General features: G+C 67.1%; 24 protein-coding genes. 16 read left to right on the plus strand and 8 right to left on the minus strand.

The window, feature by feature from the left end:
• Nucleotides 1–72: 72 nt before the first annotated feature.
• The 3 genes from Q0326_RS11720 to Q0326_RS11730 are packed head-to-tail and all read left to right on the plus strand — an operon-like array spanning nt 73 to nt 2,116.
• Nucleotides 73–1,113 carry an acyl-CoA dehydrogenase family protein gene (locus Q0326_RS11720; RefSeq protein WP_298690505.1) on the plus strand — a complete coding sequence of 347 codons (1,041 nt, stop codon included), beginning with the start codon at nt 73–75 and terminating at the stop codon, nt 1,111–1,113.
• Complete coding sequence (locus Q0326_RS11725; RefSeq protein ID WP_298690508.1) at nt 1,110–1,778, plus strand: SDR family NAD(P)-dependent oxidoreductase; 669 nt, start codon at nt 1,110–1,112, stop codon at nt 1,776–1,778. The genes Q0326_RS11720 and Q0326_RS11725 overlap by 4 nt, the downstream gene beginning before the upstream one ends.
• 2 nt (nt 1,779–1,780) lie before the next feature.
• Complete coding sequence (locus Q0326_RS11730; RefSeq protein ID WP_298690511.1) at nt 1,781–2,116, plus strand: hypothetical protein; 336 nt, start codon at nt 1,781–1,783, stop codon at nt 2,114–2,116.
• A gap of 129 nt (nt 2,117–2,245) precedes the next feature.
• On the opposite strand, the gene Q0326_RS11735 is transcribed toward Q0326_RS11730, so the two are convergent.
• Nucleotides 2,246–3,289 (minus strand): cyclase family protein, encoded by a 1,044-nt coding sequence (locus Q0326_RS11735; RefSeq protein ID WP_298690514.1) that lies wholly within the window; start codon nt 3,287–3,289, stop codon nt 2,246–2,248.
• A gap of 80 nt (nt 3,290–3,369) precedes the next feature.
• Between Q0326_RS11735 and Q0326_RS11740 the strand changes: the two genes are divergently transcribed.
• Nucleotides 3,370–4,167: a TIM barrel protein gene (locus tag Q0326_RS11740; RefSeq protein WP_298690517.1), complete on the plus strand. Its 798-nt coding sequence runs from the start codon at nt 3,370–3,372 to the stop codon at nt 4,165–4,167.
• Nucleotides 4,168–4,288: 121 nt separating this feature from the next.
• On the plus strand, nt 4,289–5,656 hold the full coding sequence (locus tag Q0326_RS11745) for an aromatic ring-hydroxylating dioxygenase subunit alpha (protein WP_298690519.1): 1,368 nt from the start codon (nt 4,289–4,291) through the stop codon (nt 5,654–5,656).
• Between the two features lie 24 nt (nt 5,657–5,680).
• Here the strand turns inward: Q0326_RS11745 and Q0326_RS11750 are convergent, their stop codons facing one another.
• The 6 genes from Q0326_RS11750 to Q0326_RS11770 all read right to left on the minus strand — a co-directional run bounded on the left by Q0326_RS11750 (nt 5,681) and on the right by Q0326_RS11770 (nt 9,792).
• Nucleotides 5,681–5,836 carry a hypothetical protein gene (locus Q0326_RS11750; protein WP_298690522.1) on the minus strand — a complete coding sequence of 52 codons (156 nt, stop codon included), beginning with the start codon at nt 5,834–5,836 and terminating at the stop codon, nt 5,681–5,683.
• A 27-nt stretch (nt 5,837–5,863) separates the two neighbouring features.
• Nucleotides 5,864–6,175 carry a nuclear transport factor 2 family protein gene (locus Q0326_RS18075; RefSeq protein WP_363304049.1) on the minus strand — a complete coding sequence of 104 codons (312 nt, stop codon included), beginning with the start codon at nt 6,173–6,175 and terminating at the stop codon, nt 5,864–5,866.
• Between the two features lie 40 nt (nt 6,176–6,215).
• Nucleotides 6,216–7,274: a phosphotransferase gene (locus tag Q0326_RS11755; RefSeq protein WP_298690526.1), complete on the minus strand. Its 1,059-nt coding sequence runs from the start codon at nt 7,272–7,274 to the stop codon at nt 6,216–6,218.
• Nucleotides 7,271–8,482 carry an acyl-CoA dehydrogenase gene (locus Q0326_RS11760; RefSeq protein WP_298690529.1) on the minus strand — a complete coding sequence of 404 codons (1,212 nt, stop codon included), beginning with the start codon at nt 8,480–8,482 and terminating at the stop codon, nt 7,271–7,273. Before Q0326_RS11760 ends, Q0326_RS11755 begins: the two co-directional genes overlap by 4 nt.
• A gap of 25 nt (nt 8,483–8,507) precedes the next feature.
• Entirely contained in the window at nt 8,508–9,263 is a 756-nt protein-coding gene (locus Q0326_RS11765) for an SDR family NAD(P)-dependent oxidoreductase (protein ID WP_298690532.1), read from the minus strand.
• 100 nt (nt 9,264–9,363) lie between these two features.
• Entirely contained in the window at nt 9,364–9,792 is a 429-nt protein-coding gene (locus Q0326_RS11770; RefSeq protein ID WP_298690535.1) for an acyl-CoA thioesterase, read from the minus strand.
• Between the two features lie 152 nt (nt 9,793–9,944).
• Here Q0326_RS11770 and Q0326_RS11775 point away from each other — a divergent pair, with 152 nt between their 5' ends.
• Both Q0326_RS11775 and Q0326_RS11780 read left to right on the plus strand, forming a co-directional pair.
• Nucleotides 9,945–10,322: a nuclear transport factor 2 family protein gene (locus Q0326_RS11775; RefSeq protein WP_298690538.1), complete on the plus strand. Its 378-nt coding sequence runs from the start codon at nt 9,945–9,947 to the stop codon at nt 10,320–10,322.
• Between the two features lie 11 nt (nt 10,323–10,333).
• Nucleotides 10,334–10,534 (plus strand): hypothetical protein, encoded by a 201-nt coding sequence (locus Q0326_RS11780; RefSeq protein WP_298690541.1) that lies wholly within the window; start codon nt 10,334–10,336, stop codon nt 10,532–10,534.
• Nucleotides 10,535–10,538: 4 nt separating this feature from the next.
• Here the strand turns inward: Q0326_RS11780 and Q0326_RS11785 are convergent, their stop codons facing one another.
• Entirely contained in the window at nt 10,539–12,170 is a 1,632-nt protein-coding gene (locus Q0326_RS11785) for a GMC family oxidoreductase N-terminal domain-containing protein (RefSeq protein ID WP_298690545.1), read from the minus strand.
• 155 nt (nt 12,171–12,325) lie between these two features.
• Between Q0326_RS11785 and Q0326_RS11790 the strand changes: the two genes are divergently transcribed.
• From Q0326_RS11790 to Q0326_RS11830, 9 genes are all read left to right on the plus strand, one after another.
• Nucleotides 12,326–13,108, plus strand: a complete 783-nt coding sequence (locus Q0326_RS11790) for an NAD(P)-dependent oxidoreductase (protein WP_298690548.1) — start codon at nt 12,326–12,328, stop codon at nt 13,106–13,108.
• The gene (locus tag Q0326_RS11795) at nt 13,105–13,638 is read left to right on the plus strand and encodes a hypothetical protein (RefSeq protein ID WP_298690551.1); all 534 of its coding nucleotides are present in this window, start codon (nt 13,105–13,107) and stop codon (nt 13,636–13,638) included. The genes Q0326_RS11790 and Q0326_RS11795 overlap by 4 nt, the downstream gene beginning before the upstream one ends.
• Nucleotides 13,638–14,519: an SMP-30/gluconolactonase/LRE family protein gene (locus Q0326_RS11800; RefSeq protein WP_298690554.1), complete on the plus strand. Its 882-nt coding sequence runs from the start codon at nt 13,638–13,640 to the stop codon at nt 14,517–14,519. The genes Q0326_RS11795 and Q0326_RS11800 overlap by 1 nt, the downstream gene beginning before the upstream one ends.
• 141 nt (nt 14,520–14,660) lie before the next feature.
• On the plus strand, nt 14,661–15,629 hold the full coding sequence (locus tag Q0326_RS11805) for an acyl-CoA dehydrogenase family protein (protein WP_298690557.1): 969 nt from the start codon (nt 14,661–14,663) through the stop codon (nt 15,627–15,629).
• 1 nt (nt 15,630) lies between these two features.
• A complete protein-coding gene (locus Q0326_RS11810; protein ID WP_298690560.1) occupies nt 15,631–16,809 on the plus strand; it encodes an acyl-CoA dehydrogenase family protein in 1,179 nt (392 codons plus the stop codon).
• 10 nt (nt 16,810–16,819) lie between these two features.
• Nucleotides 16,820–17,503, plus strand: a complete 684-nt coding sequence (locus Q0326_RS11815) for a hypothetical protein (RefSeq protein WP_298690563.1) — start codon at nt 16,820–16,822, stop codon at nt 17,501–17,503.
• A gap of 5 nt (nt 17,504–17,508) precedes the next feature.
• Nucleotides 17,509–19,161 (plus strand): AMP-binding protein, encoded by a 1,653-nt coding sequence (locus Q0326_RS11820; protein ID WP_298690566.1) that lies wholly within the window; start codon nt 17,509–17,511, stop codon nt 19,159–19,161.
• Entirely contained in the window at nt 19,158–20,015 is an 858-nt protein-coding gene (locus tag Q0326_RS11825; RefSeq protein ID WP_298690569.1) for an enoyl-CoA hydratase, read from the plus strand. The genes Q0326_RS11820 and Q0326_RS11825 overlap by 4 nt, the downstream gene beginning before the upstream one ends.
• A gap of 11 nt (nt 20,016–20,026) precedes the next feature.
• The gene (locus Q0326_RS11830) at nt 20,027–20,392 is read left to right on the plus strand and encodes a nuclear transport factor 2 family protein (RefSeq protein WP_298690572.1); all 366 of its coding nucleotides are present in this window, start codon (nt 20,027–20,029) and stop codon (nt 20,390–20,392) included.
• Nucleotides 20,393–20,394 lie beyond the last annotated feature (2 nt).

Raw genomic sequence — 20,394 nt, forward strand, 5'->3', positions numbered from 1 at the left:
ACGCCGGCTCGAACGAGATCCAGCGCAACATCATCGCCGAGCGGATGCTCGGCCTGCCGAGAGCCTGAGACCATGCAGTTCGCTTTTACCGAAGACCAGCTCGCGATCACCGACGCTGCACGCGAGATGCTGGTCGAGGCCTGCAGCCCCGCCGACCTGCGACGGCTGCTCGACAGCGGAGAAGAGATCGACTCCGCGCGGTGGCGGACGATCGTCGAGATGGGATTGCTCGGCATGCTCGCACCCGAGGACGCGGGCGGCATGGGGCTCGCCGCCAGCGACCTCGTCGGTATCGCCGAAGCCGCGGGCTATGTCGCGCTGCCCGAGCCGCTAGCGGTGCAGGCGGGCGTCGTCGTGCCGTTGCTGGCTGGGCTCGCCGACGATCGCGGGTGGCTGGCGCGCGTGATCGGTGGCGCGCCCGTCGCGGTTGCCGCGCCGGGACAGGCGCTCGTCGAGGGCGCGGACCGAGCGGACGCGCTGCTGCTCGTCGATGGCGACGCGATCCATCTAATCGAGCGCGACGCGGTGACGGTCGAGCGCGTCGAGAGCATCGACCCGTTCCGCCGGCTGTTCCGCGTGGACTGGACGCCCACCAACGCGACGCGGATCGGCGAAGGCTGGCAGGACACCGCGGATCGCGGTGCGCTGATCGCCGCAGCGCAGCTGATTGGACTGGGCCAGCGCTGCATCGACCTGGCGGTCGCCTATGCCAAGGAGCGCACGCAGTTCGGGAAAGCCATCGGTAGCTACCAGGCGGTCAAGCACCTCCTCGCCAGCGCTCAGGTCAGGATCGAGTTCGCCCGTCCCGTCGTCCACGCCGCCGCCGCTGAGCTGCCGCTGGGCACGCTCGCATCGCGCGCGCGGATCGCGCATGCCAAGATCGCCGCGGGAGAGGCCGCCGATCTGGCCGCGCGCACCGCGGTGCAGGTGCACGGCGCGATGGGCATGACGTGGGAGGTCGACCTGCACCTCTACCTCAAGCGCGCGCTGGCACTCCGCCAGGCCTGGGGCACCCCCGCCGTGCACCGCGCGACGGTCATCGACCGGATCACCACGCTGCCGACCGGCCCAGCCACCACCTTTGCCAGCGAACTCGTCGGGGCCGCCGCGTGAGCGTAATTATCGTCACCGGCGCGTTCGGCGTGCTGGGCCGCGCGGTCGTGGCCGATCTCGCCGCGCGAGGCCACGGTGTCGCCGCGATCGACAAGGCGGCGGCGCCCGCGGATCATGGCGCGGCGCTCGCGCTCGGCGGCGTGGACCTCGGCGACGAGGTCGCGGTCACGGCAGCCTATGCGCAGGTGGCGGAAACGCTCGGTGCGCTCGGGGGCCTCGTAAACGTCGCCGGCGGGTTCGTATGGGAACCGGTCGTTGAAGGCAGCCTCGACAGCTGGGACCGCATGTACGCGATCAACTTGAAGACAGCCGTGGTCTCGACGCGCGCCGCACTCACACTCCTCGCCACCGGGACCGCGATCGTCAACGTGGGCGCCGCCGGGGCGACCCGGCCGGGTGTCGGCATGGCCCCCTATGCCGCGTCGAAGGCGGGCGTGCGCGCGCTGACCGAGAGCCTGGCTGAGGAACTGAAGGCGCGCGGCATTCGCGTCAACGCGGTGCTGCCGACGATCATAGACACGCCGGCTAACCGCGCGGACATGCCCGACGCCGATACCGCCGGCTGGGTACGGCCGCAGGCGGCAGCCCGCGTCATCGCGTTTCTGCTGTCCGATGACTCCGGGGCGATCACGGGTGCGGCGATTCCGCTCTCGCTGGCGGGCTGAGCATGGCGCGCTTCACCTATATCGCGTTCGTCTGCGCGCATCCGGGCCGGGAGGAAGAGTTCGACCGATGGTATGACGAACGGCATCTCGCCGACGTCGCGCGCATGCCGGGCGTGGTCGGCGCACGGCGATCGACCGTCGAATGGACCAAGTCCAATCTGGGCGCGACGCCGCCGTGGCGCAGCCTGGCGATCTACGAACTCGACTGCGACGACCCTGAGGCGACGATCACCGCGATCCGCGCGGCATCGGGCAGCGAGATGATGCCGCTGAGCGATGCGATGGACCGTACCGGCATGTTGCAGGTCTACGGTCGCGACCGACCCGACAACGTGTGACGGCTCCGCCGGTCGCAAGTCCCGGCGTTCCTACACGACAAGCTCGACGACCAGTCCGCGCTTCATGCCTGCCTGCAGCGGATCGGCAACGCCCCGCCCGTCCGGCGGCGATCTGAAGTCGATGCTCGGCTAGACCGTTCCCACCCCGGTCACCGGCGAGCCCACCGCCCCCGGCAGCCGCAGCGGTGGCGCGGTGAACAGGAAGCGCGAGCGGCCGTTCGCTCGCAGCCAGTCGGCCAGGTCGGACAGCAGGAACATTTCGCCGAGCGGAATGCCGAGCTTGAACAGGCACAGATGGTGGAGCGGGATATGCGTGCCGTGGTGGCCGTCGCGTGCACCGTTCGGCAACAGCTCGACCGCCTCGTTGTCCGACACGATCGCGACGAGCCCGCTGTCGTCGATCCAGCGCTGCAACCGCTCGTCAGCGCCGTCGAGGCCCGAACAGCGCTGCTGGTCGAACGGCGCGGCCGGATCGACGTAGCGCGCGAGCAGCGCACGATCGAACCCGGTGCGCAGGCACAGCACGTCGCCCTCCCCAACCTCGACCCCGTCCGCGTCGAGGATGCGCATCAGCATGTCGTATCCGACGGCGACCCGCTCCAGCCCGACATGCGCGAACAGGTCGACCATCACGCCGCGCGTCTGCATGCCAGTCTCAGCGATCGTCTCGATCCCGAGCGCGAACGCGCCGTACGGCCCCTCGCGCGGCGTCTCCCCTGCAATATAGTCGACCGGCCCGCGGATGTCCGCGTTAGCACGATAGCCGTTGTAATAGGTCGCCTCACACACGTCGTCGTCGTGCGCATCCCATTGCGCGCCGATGTGACACAGGCTGTCCCATTGCGTCGAGAATTGCAGGCTCAGCGCGGCGCGATCGTCGTTGACGATGTCGGTCTGTCCCGGCGTCACGCGCGCCATCGGGTAATTCATCGTTGGATCCTGCCCTCTCAGGAACCAGTCGAGCGCGGGCGGCTGACGACGTGGGTGGAGGGATACGTGCCGGGGGCAGTCGAGCGGCAGCGACAGGCAGAAGACGATCCCCTCGCGCACTTCCGCCGCCGCGGCACGGCGATGCGCCGTGCTGATTAGGTTCAGACGGCCGATCTGGTCGTCGGGTCCGAAATTGCCCCAGTTCGAGCCCTGGGGCCGTACCGCCCACCGTTCGCTGCTCATCCGGTCGTCCCCTCGCATTGCCCGCGCGATATCGGCACCGCACAGCTTGTCGTCCGGGTCGTGCGACCTATTGTCGCACGATGCATCCGAACATCTCGATCAATACGCTGTGCCTTCCCGAGGCACCGTTCGCAACGCATCTCGAGCAGGTCGTGCGCTTGGGCGCGCGAGCGATCGGGCCCGGGCTCGAGGAGATAACGGCCACCGGCGTCGACGCCTCGGCGCGCGCGCTTCGCGATGCCGGGCTGACGGTATCGACCCTGACTCACCGCGCCTTCTCCTTCGCTACCACGGAAGACGCGGGCGCCGGGCGCGACCGCCTGAACGCCACGATCGACGTGGCCGCGACGATCGGCGCACGCACGATCACGATGACCACCGGCGGGCGTGGCGCGCTGTCGTGGCGCGACGCTGCGGCGCGCTTCGCTGAGGCGATCGCGCCCTGCGCCGAGCGCGCGCGCACCGCCGGCGTGGCGCTGTCGCTGGAGCCGACCTCGCATCTCTACGCCGACGCCTCGATCGCGCACCGCCTCGCCGACACCGTCGCGCTCGCACGGGCCGCCGGGATCGGGGTGGGAATCGATCTGTTCGCGTGCTGGACCGATGCTGATATCGAAGATGCGATCGCGGCCGCCGGCCCGATCGCGGCGCTGGTGCAGGTCAGCGATCATGTCGCTGGCGATCGTGCACTGCCGTGCCGCGCGGTACCGGGCGACGGCATGATCCCGCTCGACCGGCTGGTGCCGCTGATCGTGCATGCGGGATTCTACGGGTTCTGGGATATCGAGGTGATCGGGCCGCGACTCGCCGCCGACGGATATGGAAAAGGCCTCGCCCGTGCAGCCGATAGGCTTGGTACGTGGATCGACGCGGCCTGACACAATTCGCCGGGGCGATGCCCTCGCCCGATGCTTATCGGCGGCCACGCAGTGGTTTATGGAGAAACCGACGCGTTGCGACCCTGCGTGACCGCCGCGATTTGAGCGAGAGGACGTTCCCATGAACGACATGGCCCCCGGCAGCTTCGGCATACCCTTCCAGATCACCGATCCCGAACGGATCCCGGCGAAGCGCTATTACGATCCCGAATTCTTCCGGATGGAGAACGAGCGGCTGTGGCCGCGCGTCTGGCAGATGGCCGCGCGGCTCGAGGAGATCCCGAACGTCGGCGACTACCAGACATACGAGATCCTCGGAAAATCGATCATCATCGTTCACACAAAGGACGGCGTGAAGGCGTTCCACAACACCTGTCGCCATCGCGGGCTGGCGCTGGTCGAGGGTGCGGGCAATTGTGGCCGCCAAGGCTTCGTATGCCCGTTCCACGGCTGGCGCTGGAATACCGAGGGCGAGAACACCTTTGTCTTCGCCCCGCACATCTTCAGCCCCGAAGTGCTCGACAAGGCAGAGATCAACCTGATCGCGTGCCGCATGGAACTGTGGGGCGGAATGGCGTGGATCAACCTCGACGACGACGCACCCGCCTTGCTCGACTGCCTGGGTCCAGTCGCCGAGCGGATGGACGTGCGCAACGTCGACAAGCTGCGGGCGGACTGGTGGTACGGCACGGTGCTGCCGACGAACTGGAAGCTGGCGATGGAGGCTTTCATGGAAAGCTACCACGTCATGAAGACGCACCCGCAGCTTCACATGCTGGCCCCGTCGCCGCAATATGCCAGCGGCATTGCCGCCGATCCGGGTGCCGCCGCGCCCACGCCGCGCGAGGCGGTGTACGGCTTCTACGCGTTTCTCGAACGGTTGAGCGACGGCATGGCCGGTCTTGTCCATGCCGACGAGGTCAAGGTGGCGGCCAAGACCAAGGACATGCCGCTGCCCGACGACGTGCCGGGCGCGATCGGCGCGTTCTTCCAGCAGTTCAAGACCGATCTCCACGCCGACGGCCAGGCGCGCGGGCTCGCGGTGCCCGACATCAACGCGGTCGACGCGTCGCATCCACACAAGCAGGTCGAGTTCATCTTCCCGCATTTCTTCCTGCTGCCATTCTTCGGCTCGATGTCGTCCTACCGTATCCGCCCGCTGACATCCGAGACGTGCCTGTTCGAGATTTGGTCGCTGGCATTCCTGCCCGACGATCATGTGTCGCCGAAGGAACCGACGATGCTCCCCTTCGACAGCGAGGACTTCCCCGAGGTTCCGCGCCAGGACTACAACAACCTGCCGCGTCAGCAGCGCGGCTTGCACGGGTTCGAGGAAATGCGGTTGTCGAAGGACTGGGAGGGGCTAATCAGCAACTATCAGCGGCTGATCGACGGCTATCTCAACCGCGCCGATCCCAAGGAGTTGGCATCGGCGACGCAATTGGTCAACGACGGTTACGACCATACGATCATCCCGCTGCTGGTATGATCGTCGCCCAGCCGGCGGCCGCGATCAGAGCGCCGGCGGGGCGGGCGTGAAGAGGATCTTCGATCGCACCAGCGTACAGGCCGCGATCCGCCATCCGTCCGCCTGACTGACGTAGCGTTGCTCGTACCACCCGTGGCCGAGAATCCGCACGCCGTCAGGCAGATAGAGATTATCCCTCATCGCCCATATGCAGTGCGCGGCGGTGGCTCAGTCCGTTTCAAGGATCGGGGTGTGGCCGTGATGCGCGCTGACCACGCCCGCCGTCATGCCCGATACGAGCGCAACTATCGCCGCGATACCCGTCAGGCGGAAGTCGGCGGGGTCCGAGTCGGGGAATTGCGACGAGACGTCGAGCGTCGCGTCCCGGGTGAATACCGCGCCCCTGCGAACCCCGTCCTGCCGATCGAGATGATAGAAATACCGTGCCTTCAGCGTGCGCAGGTCCTCGAGCGCCTCGAGTCGCTCGAGTCCCGTAATGCCGGCATTCCGCGAATGCCACGCGCCCTGCGCGACCCCGATAGGGTACCGGTATCCAACATGCGCGTGCTTCCTTCTCGGGTCAGGCGCCCGTGCGCACCGCCTGCTGCCAGCCGATCTCGGCGATCACCGGGAGGTCCTCAACGAGTCTTGCCGCCTGCGTGTTGGCGGCGTTGCCGCGCAGCGCGCGTCCCTTCACGCCGTGGCAGATGCAGGCGAAGCGGAAGAAGTTGAACGCCAGGTAGAAATCGAGATCGGGAATGCCCTCGCGTCCGGTCCGTCTGCAATAGGCCGCCACGTAATCCGCCTCGCTCGGGATGCCGAGCGTCGCGAGGTCTGCACCGACCAGTCCCGGAATGGTCAAGGCAGGCATCCGATACATCATCAGGTGATAGGCGAAATCGGCGAGCGGATGGCCGAGCGTGGACAGCTCCCAGTCGAGCACCGCCAGCACCTGCGATTCGTCGGCGGCGAAGATCATGTTGTCGAGACGGAAATCACCGTGAACGATCCGCGTCTCGTCGCCCGCAGGGATGTTCGCGGGTAGCCATTCGACGAGCCGGTCGACGTTCGGGTCGCGTCCCGCATCCGCATCCTCGCGGTACTGACGCGTCCAGCGGCCGATCTGCCGCTCGAAGTAATTGCCGGGCCGGCCGTAATCGCCGAGTCCGATCGCTTCCGGGTCGATCATATGCAGCGCGGCGATCGTCGCGTTCATCGCATCGAACAGCCCCGCGCGGTCGTTTCGGGCGACGTCAGGCAGCGTCGGGGCCCAGAAGATGCGACCCTCGACCAGGTCCATGACGTAGAACCAGGTGCCGATCACCCCGTCGTCGCTGCACAATGCGTGGACGTGCGGCACCGGAAACCCTTGCGTCTCGAGCGCCTGCAACACGCGCGCCTCGCGATCGACCGCATGTGCGCCCTTCAACAGGTCGCCGGGCGGCTTGCGACGCAGCACATAGGCATGCGTCGGCGTGACGAGCTTGTAGGTCGGGTTCGACTGGCCACCGTTAAACTGCGATACGGTCAACGGCCCGGCATAGCCCGGCACGTTCGCCGCCATCCAGTCGGCGAGCCGCGCCTCGTCGAAACGGTGCGCGTCGCGAACCTCGCCCGCACCGACGAACCCTTCGCTCATGCCCCGGCCCTCTCGCTCCGGTCCGCCTTCCAATCGCGCTTGGCCTTCTTGGCGAGGCTCCATTTGTGCACCTCGGTCGGACCGTCATAGATCCGAAAGGCGCGGATATCGCGAAACACCTGCTCGACGATCGTGTCGCCCGTGACGCCGGTGCCGCCCATCACCTGCACGCATTTGTCGGCGACGCGCATCAGCGCCTCGGACACCGCGACCTTCGCCATCGAGCTCTCGGAAGTGGCGAGGTCGCCGGTGTCGAGCACGCTCGCGCACCAGTCAATCATCGTCTCGGCCTGCGCCAAGTCGATCGCGTTCTCGGCCAGCATGAAGCCGACGCCCTCGTGGTCGATAAGCGGCTTGCCGAACGCATGCCGCCGACAGGCATAATCAGTGGCGATCTCCTGCGCGCGGATGCAGCACCCCAGCCAGCGCATGCAATGCGACAGCCGCGCGGGGCTCAGTCGCACCTGCGCATATTTGAACCCCTCGTGCGGCGCGCCGAGGATATCCTCGGCAGGGATGCGCAAGCCATCGATCGTGACGATCGAATGCCCGCCGGGCATCGACGAGTCGATCGTGTCGAGCACGCGTTCGATACGAATCGCGGGGTCGGGCAGCTCGGTCAGGAACATCGTTGCAGTCACCTTGCCGTCCCCCGCATCGGTGCGGGCCATGACGATGCCGACCTTCGCGCCCTCCGCGCCGGTGATGAACGCCTTACGCCCGTCGATCACCCAATGGTTGCCGTCGAGCCGCGCGGTCGTCTTCATCATCGAGGGGTCGGACCCTGCGCCCTCGTCGGTCCACGGCTCGGTCATGAAGAACGCCGAGCGTGCGCCGCCGGCGACGAGCGGCGCCAGGAACCGCGCCTTCTGCTCCGCGCTGCCGACCTTGCCGAGGAGGTACATGTTGCCTTCGTCGGGCGCCATCGTGTTGCATGCGAGCGGCCCCAGCGGCGACAGGCCGGAGCGGATCAGCACGTACGCCGTCTCGCGCTGGTTCAGGTGATCGCCGTCGCCCAGGATATGCGGGGTCAGCACGCTCGCCTCGCGCGCCAGTTCGCGCAGTTCCTGCACGAAGGCGTCGCCGGGTCCGTGATCGTGGCGTGGCGCGGCCGTCTCGCGCGGGATCACCACGTCGCGGACGAAGCGCTCCACGCGCTCGCCGATGGCGCGCGCGCGATCGCTGGGGGGCGGTAGTATGCCGGTCATTCTTCAATCCTCACAGTGCCGTTCGTCACAGCGATTGCCCGTCATCGATCACGAATTCCGAACCCGTCACGCCCGCGCTCGCGTCGGACAGGAGATAGAGCACCGTGGCGTCGAGCGCGTCGTCGTCGAGCAGGCGGCGGCGCGGCCAGCGCGCGACCTGCTTCTGCCCGGCATCCGAATCGAAAAAGTCGCCTGCGAGCTCGGTGCGGATATAGCCCGGCGACACGACCGACACGTTGGGTCCGGTACGCGCCCATTCCTTGGCGAGCATCTTGCCCAGATGCGTGACCGCGGACTTCGACGCGCTGTACGGCGCGGTGCCGTTGGTCTGCATATGCGCGGTGATCGACGAGATCAGCACGATCCGCCCGCGATCGGCGCCGCCCGATGCCTGCATCCGCTTCGCCGCCTCGCGTGCCGTCAGGAACACGCCGCGCACGTTGACCGCGAACACCGCGTCGAAGTCGGCGACGTCGAGGTCGGTCGAGCGCCCAGTCGCGTTGACCCCTGCATTCGCGACGACCGAATCGACCGGCCCGAACCGCGCCTCTGCGACGTCATAGGCGGCGCGGACCGAGGCCTCGTCGGTCACGTCGAGTGATACCGGGATCGCTTCGCTCCCCGATGCCGCGATCGAATCGACCAGTTCCGCGAGCCGGTCCGCACGCCGCGCACCCGCCACGACCTTTGCCCCCGCCGCCGCGGCGATGCGGGCGAAGCGCGCGCCGAGTCCCGACGACGCCCCGGTGACGAGGACGACGCGTCCGTCGAGCTGAGCCATGTCCGCTTCCCTTGTTGATGACACCCGGCACTAGATCGCGCGGGGCGGGCGTGGAATGCACCCCGCCGCCCCGGCCGCCAAGGATCGTCGCGACGATGCGTCAGCGCAGTGTCAGCCGCTCGAACGCGCCGCGCAGATGATCAGAAATCTCCGCCGGGCCGTTTGCGTCGGCCAGCACCATCACGCTTTCGGCATAGACGCCGGTGCGACCGTGCTGGCGGATGCGCTGCGCGATCGTGAAGGATGTCCGACCGATCCGTGCGATGCCCGAATGCAGCTCGACGGGTTCGGGATGGTGCAGCTCGGCAGCATATTCCACGCCGAGCGCCACAACCATCAGCCGCAGTCCCCCCAGCCCGCCACGCAGCCCCATGTTCTGGTTGAACCGGACCCGCCCCTCCTGCAACAGCACGACGACCGCGGCGTTGTTGACGTGGCGCTGCTCGTCGAGATCGGCGTAGCGCGTCGGGATGATCTCCACGGAGGGAAAGGTCGCGGCATCCATCATCGTGCGATCAAGCCGTGCCATTATCGTCTCTCCTCAGGTCGCTCGACCGTGCGGACGCGGTTCCCGGCGGTCAATCCGCGCGCCGACAAACCGCCGACGCGATCAGCGACGCGGTGATGGTTGACGGCGGCGCGCACCTGCCGGACGATCGGCACCACAGGAGACAAGGCGTGATGAACGATATCAGCGCGGCAGTGATCGCCGCGGAGAAGCGGCGCTGCGATGCCATGCTGGCGAACGACGCCGCCGCGCTCGACGCGGTGCTCGACGCGCGGCTGCGCTTCTCGCACGCGACCGGCGCGATCGACGACAAGCTGGCCTATCTCGCCAAGATGGCGGCGGGCCGGATCGACTATCTGTCGATCGACTGGAGCGAGGAACAGGTGATCGCGCTCGGCGATGCCGCCGCGCTGCTTGGCGGACGGATGCTCACGCGCGTTCGGGTCGACGGTACCGAGAAGACGCTCGACAACCGGGTGTTGTCCGCCTGGGCGCGCGATGGAGCCGAATGGCGCACCGTCGCGTTCCAGTCCACACCGCTGAAGACATGAGGGAGACGACGATGACGCAGGTTTGGCGCAATGAGGAACACAGCATACCGACGCTGATGACCGCGCTCGGAAAGCTCAAGGCGCTGCGGACGCAGGCGGCCGATGGCGACGGGATCGTGGTGGGCGACCTCTCCGTTGAAGAAGTCGACACCGTCATCGATCACATCGAATCGACCAAGGGCCAGTTCCTGATGCCCGACGTGCCGATGTGAGCCCTCAGGCGGCGGCGCTTGCCGCCGCCGGCCTGTCGGCGAGAATAAATTCCGCTGCGCGCAGTCCGATCATCATCGCCGGGCCATTGGTATTGCCCGAGACGAGCGTAGGCATGATCGACGTGTCCGCGACCCGCAGCCCCTCGACGCCCCGAACGCGCAGCTGCGGATCGACCACCGCCGCTGCATCGCCGCCCATGCGCGCAGTGCCCGCCGAATGGAAGCAGGTGCCGCCGAGCTCCATCGCCTGCGCCAGGATGTCGTCATCGGTCTGCACCGACGGGCCCGGATAGCTTTCCTCGATCACCCAGTCCTTCAGCGCAGCCTGTGAGGCGAGCTGGCGGTTCCACCGGAACGCCGCGACGAACTTCTTCCGATCGATCTCGGCGGTCAGGTGTTTCATGTCAATATCGGCGGGCGCATCGGGATCGGCCGACGTGATTCGGATCTCGCCCTGGCTTTCCGGCCGCGTGAAATAGGTCACGAAGGTGACGCCTGGATGCGGCTCGAGCGCCACCGCCCCCTCCTTGCCCGTGCTCGCCGCCGACAACGACATGAACCCGAACTGGAGGTCGGCATGGTCGAGCCCTCGCTCGGATTTGGCGAACCCGCCGATCTCGTGCGCGGCGTGGCTCATCGGGCCCTTCTTGCCGAAGATCCAGCGCAGCAGCGACAACGGCGCGCGCCAGCCGCCCAGATCCTTGTTCTGGCTGTTCGATTTCACCTTCAGCCGCAGATCGACATGGCGATGCTCGCGCAAATTACGACCCACTTCTGGCGCGTCGATGACGACCGGGATACCGAACGAACCGAGCAGCGCGGCAGGGCCGATCCCCGACAGCTGGAGCAGCTTGGGCGTCTGGAACGCGCCGGCCGACACGATCGTCTCCTGCGCGGCGCGCACGCTTCGCTCGCCGGCCTTGTCACGCAGCCGCACGCCGGTCGCGCGCCGGCCGTTGAGTTCGATCCGCAGGACGTCGGTCTCGGTCGCGATGTCGAGGTTGGGGCGGCCCTTCGCGCTTTCGAGGAACGCGCGCGCGCTGCTGAAGCGCTTCCCCCGGTAGCGCGTGGTCGGCTGATAGCCGAGACCGCCCTCCTCCACCGCATCCACCGCATTGACGTCGCGCACGCGCGGCACGCCCATCTGCTCGCCCGCGGTCAGGAACGCCTCGAAGATCGGATCGCCCCTGGGGTGGGTGGTGATCTTGAGCGGGCCACCCGCGCCACGCCATTCGCCAGCGCCCTGGTCGTGATCCTCCAGCTTCATGAACGCCGCGCCGACCGATTTCCAGTCCCAGCCGGTGCAGCCGTTCGCCGCCCACCCGTCGTAATCGAGCGGCGCGCCACGCATGTAGATCATGCCGTTTACCGAGCTCGATCCACCTAGCGTCCGCCCGCGATACCAGCGTTCGGTCGGCCCGTTGCCGCCGGTCTTGACCTGATATTCCCAGATGAGCTTGCTGCCGGGGTTGAGAATCACGCCCAGCCCGCGCGGCATGTGGATGAACATGCTCGTATCTGCAGGACCGCTCTCGACGAGCAGCACGCGGTTCGCGCGATTCTCGGATAACTTGTTGGCGAGGACGCAGCCCGACGATCCGGCCCCAACGATGATATAGTCGTATTCGTCCTTCACTCTGCCGCTCCGTCTGCTCGTCTCTTGCACCCTCCTAGCATCGGAGCGGAACGGCGCCCGGGCAATCCTTCCGGCATCGTCGCGGTGATATCGCGCATGGCCGGCATGGGCAGCGCAGACGATGCGGCTAGGTAGGATTGCGAAGGAGAGGGATGATGCGCGTCGCGTGGATTGGGCTTGGATCGATGGGCCGACCGATGGCGCTAAGCGTCGTGCGTGGGGGCCATGAGCTGCGGGGTTATGCGCGCCGGCCCGAGGAGCACGCCCAACTGGTCGCAGAGGGTGCGAGCGTCGGCGACGATCCCGTCGCGGCGGTACTGGACGCCGAACTGGTTTGCGTAAACCTGTTCTCCGAGGCACAGGTCCGTGCGGTGCTTATCGACGGCGGCGTGCTGGCGGCGGTGCCGGCGGGTGCGATCGTCGCCATCCACAGCACCGTCTCGCCCGCCTTCGTGAACGAACTCGCCACCGTGCGCGGCGATGTGGAGCTGATCGACGCAGGATTCAGCGGCGGGCCGGACGAGGCGCAAGCCGGCGCGCTGACACTGATGGTCGGCGGCGATCCGACCGCGTTCGACCAGGCATGGGAGGTGTTCCGCACCTATGCCGACCACATTGCCTATGCCGGGCCGCTGGGCAGCGGGATGACGTTGAAGGTCATCAACAACCTGACCTTCGCCGCCAACCTCGCGATCGCGAGCGATGCGCTGCGTCTGGTGACAGCCACAGGCGTCGACCCGGAGATCGCCGCGGGCGTATTGATGCGCGGCAGCGCGGGCAGCACGGCGCTTCGTATCATAGCGAAAAATGGCGCGCCCGAGGCAGCGATGACCGCGATAGCACGCTATCTGGAAAAGGACGTCGCGATCGCCCGCGCCGCGACCGTCGGGCTCGATCTAGGCACGCTCGGTGACGCGACCAGCGGCTACGCCGCATGACGCACCCCGTCGGGGGCGGGGCACGCCCCGGCACGCTAAAGGCGCTCGGCGCGCTCGGCACCGCCGTGATCGTCAGCGTCGGGTATATCGGTGTGACCTATGCCATCGGCCTGCGTGAATTGTGGGCGGGCTTCGTGCTGCTGCTGTGCTTCGGCTTTTTCGCGGAGATGAAGCTGCAGACACTGCCGTCGGTGGTGGCGGGCGCACTATTTGGGATCGTCATGGCGGCGATCCCCGTCTGGCTTTCGCCATCGCTCGGAACCCTGGGCGCCTACGCTGTCATGCTGACGATGATCCTCATCGCGATTTACCTGTTCCTGCTCGGGCGCGCGGCGGTGCTCGTGAACCCGACAACGCTGACGTTCCTGACGATCGTTACCAATCCGCATATCCTGCCCGCTGCGCGCGTCGGCGACATCGTCCTCGGGACGATCGCGGGCGCGGCATATTTCGGAGGGCTGGCGGGCATCGGTGCGCTGCTTGCCAGGAGGAAGGATGCGGCTGCGGCGCCTCCCGGGGGGATGGCATGATGGCCATGGCGGTGACGCGCGCGCTCGACGCCGGCAATCATCTAGGTGAGATGCCGGTCTGGTCGGTCGCCGAACAGGCCTTGTGGTGGATCAACTGCGAGCATCCTCCCGAGCTCCACCGCTGGCACCCTGTCAGCGGCCGACACGATCGCTTCGCGATGCCGGAACGGATCGGCGGCTTCGTGCGGAAGGCGGACGGTGATCTGCTCGTTGTGCTGGCGGACGGGCTTCACGATTTCGCACCGGCAACGGGCACGTTGAGCCTGCGTGTCTCGACGCCGCTGCCGCCCGAGGTCTTGCTGCACGAATGCGCCTGCGACCGGCAGGGCCGGCTCTGGGTCGGCGGGTTCGACAAGCGCTTTCCCGCGGATCGCGACGCGAAGGGAGCATCTTGGTTCCGGCTCGACGGCGACACACTGACGCCCGTGATCCGCGGCATCGCGGTCGCCAACGGGCTGGCGTTCAGCCCCGATGGCCGTACGCTCTACGCGGGCATGTCGCCGCGCCGCGCCGTCGATGCGTTCGATCTCGACCCCGCCACCGGCGCGGTATCGAACCAGCGTACGTTCCTGACACTGGAGCCGGGGCACGGGCACGTCGACGGCGCGACGGTGGATGCCGAGGGCGGCTATTGGCTGGCGGTGGTGGCCGCCGCCGAACTGCGGCGCTATCGACCCGACGGTCGCCTCGACCGCGTTGTTCCGCTGCCCTTCGCCAACCCGACCAAGCCCGCGTTCGGCGGTCCCGACCTTGCGACACTCTACATCACGTCGACGCAGATGCGTATCGAACCGGCGACGCCCGGTGCCGATCTGAACGGCGGGCTATTCGCCCTGACGCCTGGCGAGCGGGGAATGGCCGACACCCTTCTATTTCGATGACCGGTCATCGCCCCCACGGCAATCGCCGCCGGACGTTTCGAAATGCCATGATGCTATTGCATTGAGCGGGTATGCTACGCGATAGAGCGCTGATCTAACAGACGGGACAGACAATGACGCGAAATTCCGGGGTGGGGTGCGATGTTCCTCGCACCTGAAGGCGACGAAATGGAGATCGCGACCGCTGCGGCCGACTTCCTGGCCGAGGCGATGCCGATCGACCGACTGCACAGTTCCGGCTCTGCCGACATGTCGGCGGCGATGCGCGGGCACTTAGGTGAAATGGGCTGGTTCGCGCTTGCCGTTCCCGAAGCGAGCGGTGGCAGCGGGCTATCTGCGGTCGAGCACGCGCTGTTCTTTCGCGAGGTGGGGCGGCAATGTGGACCGGTCGACGTGCTCGCGCAGGTTCTCGCCGCGCGGTTGCCGGCGCCGGACGATGTCCATGCCGCCTTGCTGTCGGGCGAGATCGGCGTGGCGCTTGCCGTTGGCGATGGTGACCGAACGCGTGTGATCGGTGGCACCAACGCTGCTTATGCGCTCAACGTGACTCCTGACCGCACGTGGTTCGCGCGCCTCGCCGATGCAGGTGAAACGCGCCCTGCGCTCGATCCCGCAACCTCGATGAGACTGACCGACGGTGTGCTGGTTGAGCCGGTCGTGAAGACGAACGGGCCCGATGTCTGGCGGTTCGGCGTACTTGGCACCGCGGCGATGCTGGTTGGTATTGCCGAGGCCGCGCTCGACCTGATCGTCGAATATGCCAAGGTGCGCGAGACGTTCGGGCGCAAGATAGGCGCTTATCAGGCGGTGCGTCATCCCTGCGCGGACATGGCGTTGCGCGTCGAGGCCGCGCGCTGCCAGCTATGGTACGCCGCCGCTGCGCTGAAGGAAGGCCGCGACGACGTCGATACGCATCTCGATGCCGCCAAACACCTCGCCAATCAGGCGGCGCTCGCCAATGCGGACAGCAACATCCAGCTCCACGGCGGGATCGGCGTCACCGATGAACACCATGCACATTTGATGCTGAAGCACGCGATGCTGCTCGGCAAGCTGTTCGGCGGCAAGCGCGCGGTGCTCGCGCGGCTGCTCCACGCGAAGGCGGCCTGACATGGACCTGATCTATTCCGACGAGGATCGCTGCTTTCGCGAGCGCGCCCGCACTTGGCTCTCGACCAACGTGCCGCGCGGTACGCGTCCGGCACATGGTGCGGCGGCGGCGCAGTTCGATCGCGACTGGCAGCGGCGGATGTACGACGGCGGTTGGGCGGGGATCAATTGGCCCACGGACTATGGCGGGCTCGGCCTGTCGGGGCTCCAGCAGGTCATCTGGTACGAGGAATGCGCGCGTGCCGGCGCGCCGCACTATATCAACACAAGCTATATCGCGCTGATGCACGCAGGCCCCACCGTGATGACGCGCGGCACGGAAGAGCAGAAGGCGTTCCACCTGCCCCGCATCCTGAAGGGCGAAAGCCTTTGGTGCCAAGGCTTCTCCGAGCCCAATGCCGGGTCCGATCTCGCCAGTCTCAAGACCCGCGGCCGCGTCGAGGGCGATCACATCGTCGTCAACGGCTCGAAGATGTGGACAACGGACGCGAAATACGCAGACTATCAGGAACTGCTGATCCGCACTGATCCGACGTCCGAGCGGCACAAGGGGCTGACCTGGCTGATTTGCGACATGACTGCACCGGGCATCGACATCAAGCCGATCCGCACGATGCTGATGGACGAGCACGTCAACCTCGTCTTCTACGACGACGTTCGCATTCCGTTGGCAAACGTGGTCGGCGAAGTGAACCAGGGCTGGTCGACCGCGCTGTCGACGCTGTCGTTCGAGCGTGGCCTGGGGTTCATCGGCGACCAGCTCGAGCTCTACGAGCGGGTCAACCGCGCGATCCATCTGGCCGGCAAGCTCAGGCTCGAGACGGGGAAGCTCGCGATCGAGGACGACGGCATCGCGCAGAAGCTCGCCAGCCTGAAGGCCGATGCGCTCGCGATCCGCGCGATGACGCTCGCGCACATCACCGAGAGCGACCGCACCGGGCAACCAGGGCCGCAGGGTTCGCTGATGAAGCTGATTGTCACCGGCACGCACAAGGCGCTCAGCGAAACGGTCGGCGAGATGCTCGGCTGGGAGTTCCTCGAGTTCGACGGTGACCGCACCGCGCACCCGTGGACCTACGACTATCTGTGGAGCTGGGTGTTTACCATTTCGGGCGGGACCAGCGAGATCCAGCGCGAGATTACAGCCGACCGGCTGCTTGGCCTGCCGCGCGCGCGATAGAGGGACGATCATGGCTAACGCGCTGCAACTCGTGCTGTCCAATCCCAACGAGGGGTTCGAGGCGGACTTCAACGCTTGGTACGCCGGGCCGCACATCGTCCATGGCGTCGAGACGCCGGGCGTGCTGTCGGGCCAGCGCTTCCGCCGCATCGACGGGCCGTGGCCGGCGGGCAAGCACGACTACCTTATGGTCTGGGAACTCGACGACCCCGCCTTCACGCTAGCCGAGCTTGCCAAGGTGAAGGGAACGGCGGAGATGCCGATCAGCCCCGCGATCAACATGGATACGGTGCAGCCGCCGACGATGTGGCGTCGCGCCGAAGTGCGAAGCACGCGCCGGCCGATCGTAGATACGGGGTCGTTCAGGACGATCGCGTTCGGCCTGTTCACCGCCGCCGACGGCGCGGACGCAGCGCTCGCCGACGCGCTGATCGACGGAGGACTGCGCAGGCTGGCCGACGCGCCGGGCGTCGTGTCGGCACAATATCTGACGCTCGCCGACGAACAGATCCGCGGCAATTGCCGCAAGTTCCCGCACGGCGTGCTGATCGAACTGCACGACGAGGCGGCGGGGCTCGCCGCGCTGGCGCCGCTGCTCGCCGCCCTCCCCCATGCCGATGCGGAACGCTGGCAGGCACCGGTGTTCCGGCCGCTCGCGCCGCGACTTCACAAGAGCGCGGCGGCGCACGGATGAGCGAGATGCGCAACGCGACCGGCGGCTTCGCGATCCGCTGGGACCAAGAGACCGCCCGGCGCTACCGTCTGGAAGGCTGGTGGCAACCGACGACCCTGGTCGATGCCGCCCGAGCGCGCGTCGCCGAGGACTCCGATCGCGTACTCCTGATCGAGGGCGAGCGGCACCTCACCCGCGGGCAGGCGTGGCGCGAGGCGCTGCGGCTCGCCGGCTTCTTCCAGCGGCGCGGGCTGGTGCCGGGCGACGTCGTGTCGTTCCAGCTGCCCAACTGGATCGAGAGTGCGATCCTGGCACTCGCCGCACGAATGTGTGGACTGGTCGTTAACCCAATCCCGCCGATCTACCGCGGGTCCGAGCTGGCCTATATTCTCGCCGACTGCCGCGCGAAGATGATCTTCGTGCCGCAGGTCTTCCGCCGACACGATCACACCGCGATGCTCGCCGAGCTGCGCGGCGAGCTGCCGGCGCTGCAGGACATCGTCGTCGTTCGCGGCGCCGGGCCGCTGACGTGGGACGAGGCGCTTTCGGGCGAACCGCTGGACGAGACCGAAATGCCGCAGGTCGATCCCGCCGCGGTGATGATGGTCATGTACACCTCGGGCACCACCGGCCGGCCCAAGGGCGTGATGCACATCCACCACGGCTTCGACCACCGCGTCCGCGCGATGGGCGAGGCGTGGAACATCGGCCCCGACGACACCGTCTTCATGCCCTCCCCCGTCAGCCACATCACCGGCGCGTTCTGGGCGTTCGACATGCCGTGGGTGCGCGGCTCGAAGAGCGTGCTGATCGACGTATGGGCGGCGGAGGACGGCATTCGTTGCATCGAGGACAACGCCTGCACCGTCTCGGGCGGCGCGACGCCGTTCCTGCAACAACTCATCGACGTCGCACGAGAACGTCCCGGCGCACTGTCGTCGCTGCGGCTCTTCTTCTGCGGCGGCACCACCGTCTCGCCCGAGCTGATCCGCGCGGCGAGCGGCATCTTTCCGCAGGCTCTGTTCTTCCGTGTCTACGGATCGACCGAGATGACGACCGCGACGCTCGGCATTTCCGATGCCTGCCAGGCGGCGCTCGGCGCGGAAACCGACGGCGCGGTCCGCTTTCCAGTCGAGATGCGCATCGTCGACGATGCCGGCGAGACCATGCCCGCGGGCGACGAGGGCGAAATCCTGATGCGCGGCCCCGGGTTGTTCGTCGGTTATCTCCACCCGTCGGACAATGACGGCAATTTTAATTCGGACGGCTTCTTCCGCATGGGCGATCTGGGCCGTGCGCTGACGAGCGATGCCGGCGACGAATATGTCGTCATCACCGGGCGCAAGAAGGACATCATTATTCGCTCGGGCGAGAACGTCAGCCCGAAGGAGGTCGAGGACCTGCTGTACGGCCATCCCGCAATCGCCGAGGTCGCGATCGTTGCGATGCCGTCGGCCGCGACCGGTGAGAAGGGCTGCGCCTTTGTACTGCCGCGCGTCGGAGAGACGATCGACCTGCCGTCGATCCGCGCGTTCCTTGATCGGCTGGGGCTGGCCAAGCAGAAATATCCCGAGCATCTGGTGGTGGTCGACGACCTGCCGCGCGTGCCGTCGGGCAAGATCAAGAAGGACGTGCTGCGCCTCGAGGCGCGCGCCATCGCTGAGAAGGAAATGCCATGACCGAGCCGCTGATCCGCTACGAGGAGCCTGCCCCCGGCGTCGCGCGCATCGTGCTGGCGCGCGCCGACAAGTACAACGCGATCAACCCGGAGATGATCTTTCAGGTCAACGACGCGTTCAACCGCGCGCTCTACGACGATACCGTTAAGGTCGTGATCCTGGCCGCGGACGGAAAGCATTTTTCCGCCGGGCACGACATCGTCGACACGGTCGACAGCTACAAAGAACGCGTCCAGGTCGAGAAGAATCGCGTCGGCCACTGGTCCGGGTTTCAGGAACCCGAGACGCACGGTTGGTTCGCCGCGGAAAAGGAGGCGTATTTCGAGACCGCGAAACGCTGGCGCAACCTGTCCAAGCCAACGATCTGCGCGGTGCAGGGCAAGTGCATCGCGGGTGCGTTGATCTTCGCCTGGGTGTGCGACATCATCCTCGCATCCGACGACGCGGTGTTCTCCGATCCCGTGATGACGTTCGGGATGCCCGGCGTCGAATGGCTCGGCCATCCGTGGGAGCTGGGCGCGCGCAAAGCGAAGGAGTTCCTGTTCACTGCCGACAGCTGGAACGCCGAGGAAGCGCATCGTCTGGGCATGGTCAACCAGGTCGTGCCGCGCGCCGAGCTGGAGGGCGCGGCGCTGGCGATGGCGACCAAGATCGCAAGCAAGCCGGCCTTCGCGCTGAAGCTTGCGAAGGAAGCGGTGAACAAGACGCTCGACATCCAGGGCCAGGCCAACGCGCTCGACGCGGGCTTCTACCTCCATCATCTCGGCCATACGCAGAATTTCCGTCAATTCGGCTGGGGCATGGACCCGACCAATGCGCCGGGGCTCGCCAGCGTCCCGAAGAAACCCGCGTGAAGGAGCAAGCCATGGATCTCGCCGTAGTGGACCGGCTCTGGGATGCCCTCGCGGCCGGCAACGTCGACGCAGCTTGCGATTGCCTGACCCCGGACGCGCGCGTCTGGCATTCGTACGATCGCGATCCCCAGAATGTCGAGACGACGCACAAGGCGTGGACCGGTTTCGTCGGCGCCTTCCCCGAACGCGAGTTCACCGACATCCGTCGCCAGCCGACACAGACCGGCTGCGTGCAGCAGCAGACTATGATTGTCCGTACGCAGGGCGGCACGCGCAAGGCATGGCCAGTCTGCATCGTCGCGCGGATCGAGGACGGGCGCATCGCGCGGCTCGACGAATATGTCGATCGCGCCGGCAGCTACGACCCCGACGCCTGACC

Source organism: uncultured Sphingomonas sp. (genome assembly GCF_937859915.1).
In the GTDB taxonomy this organism is placed as follows: domain Bacteria; phylum Pseudomonadota; class Alphaproteobacteria; order Sphingomonadales; family Sphingomonadaceae; genus Solisphingomonas.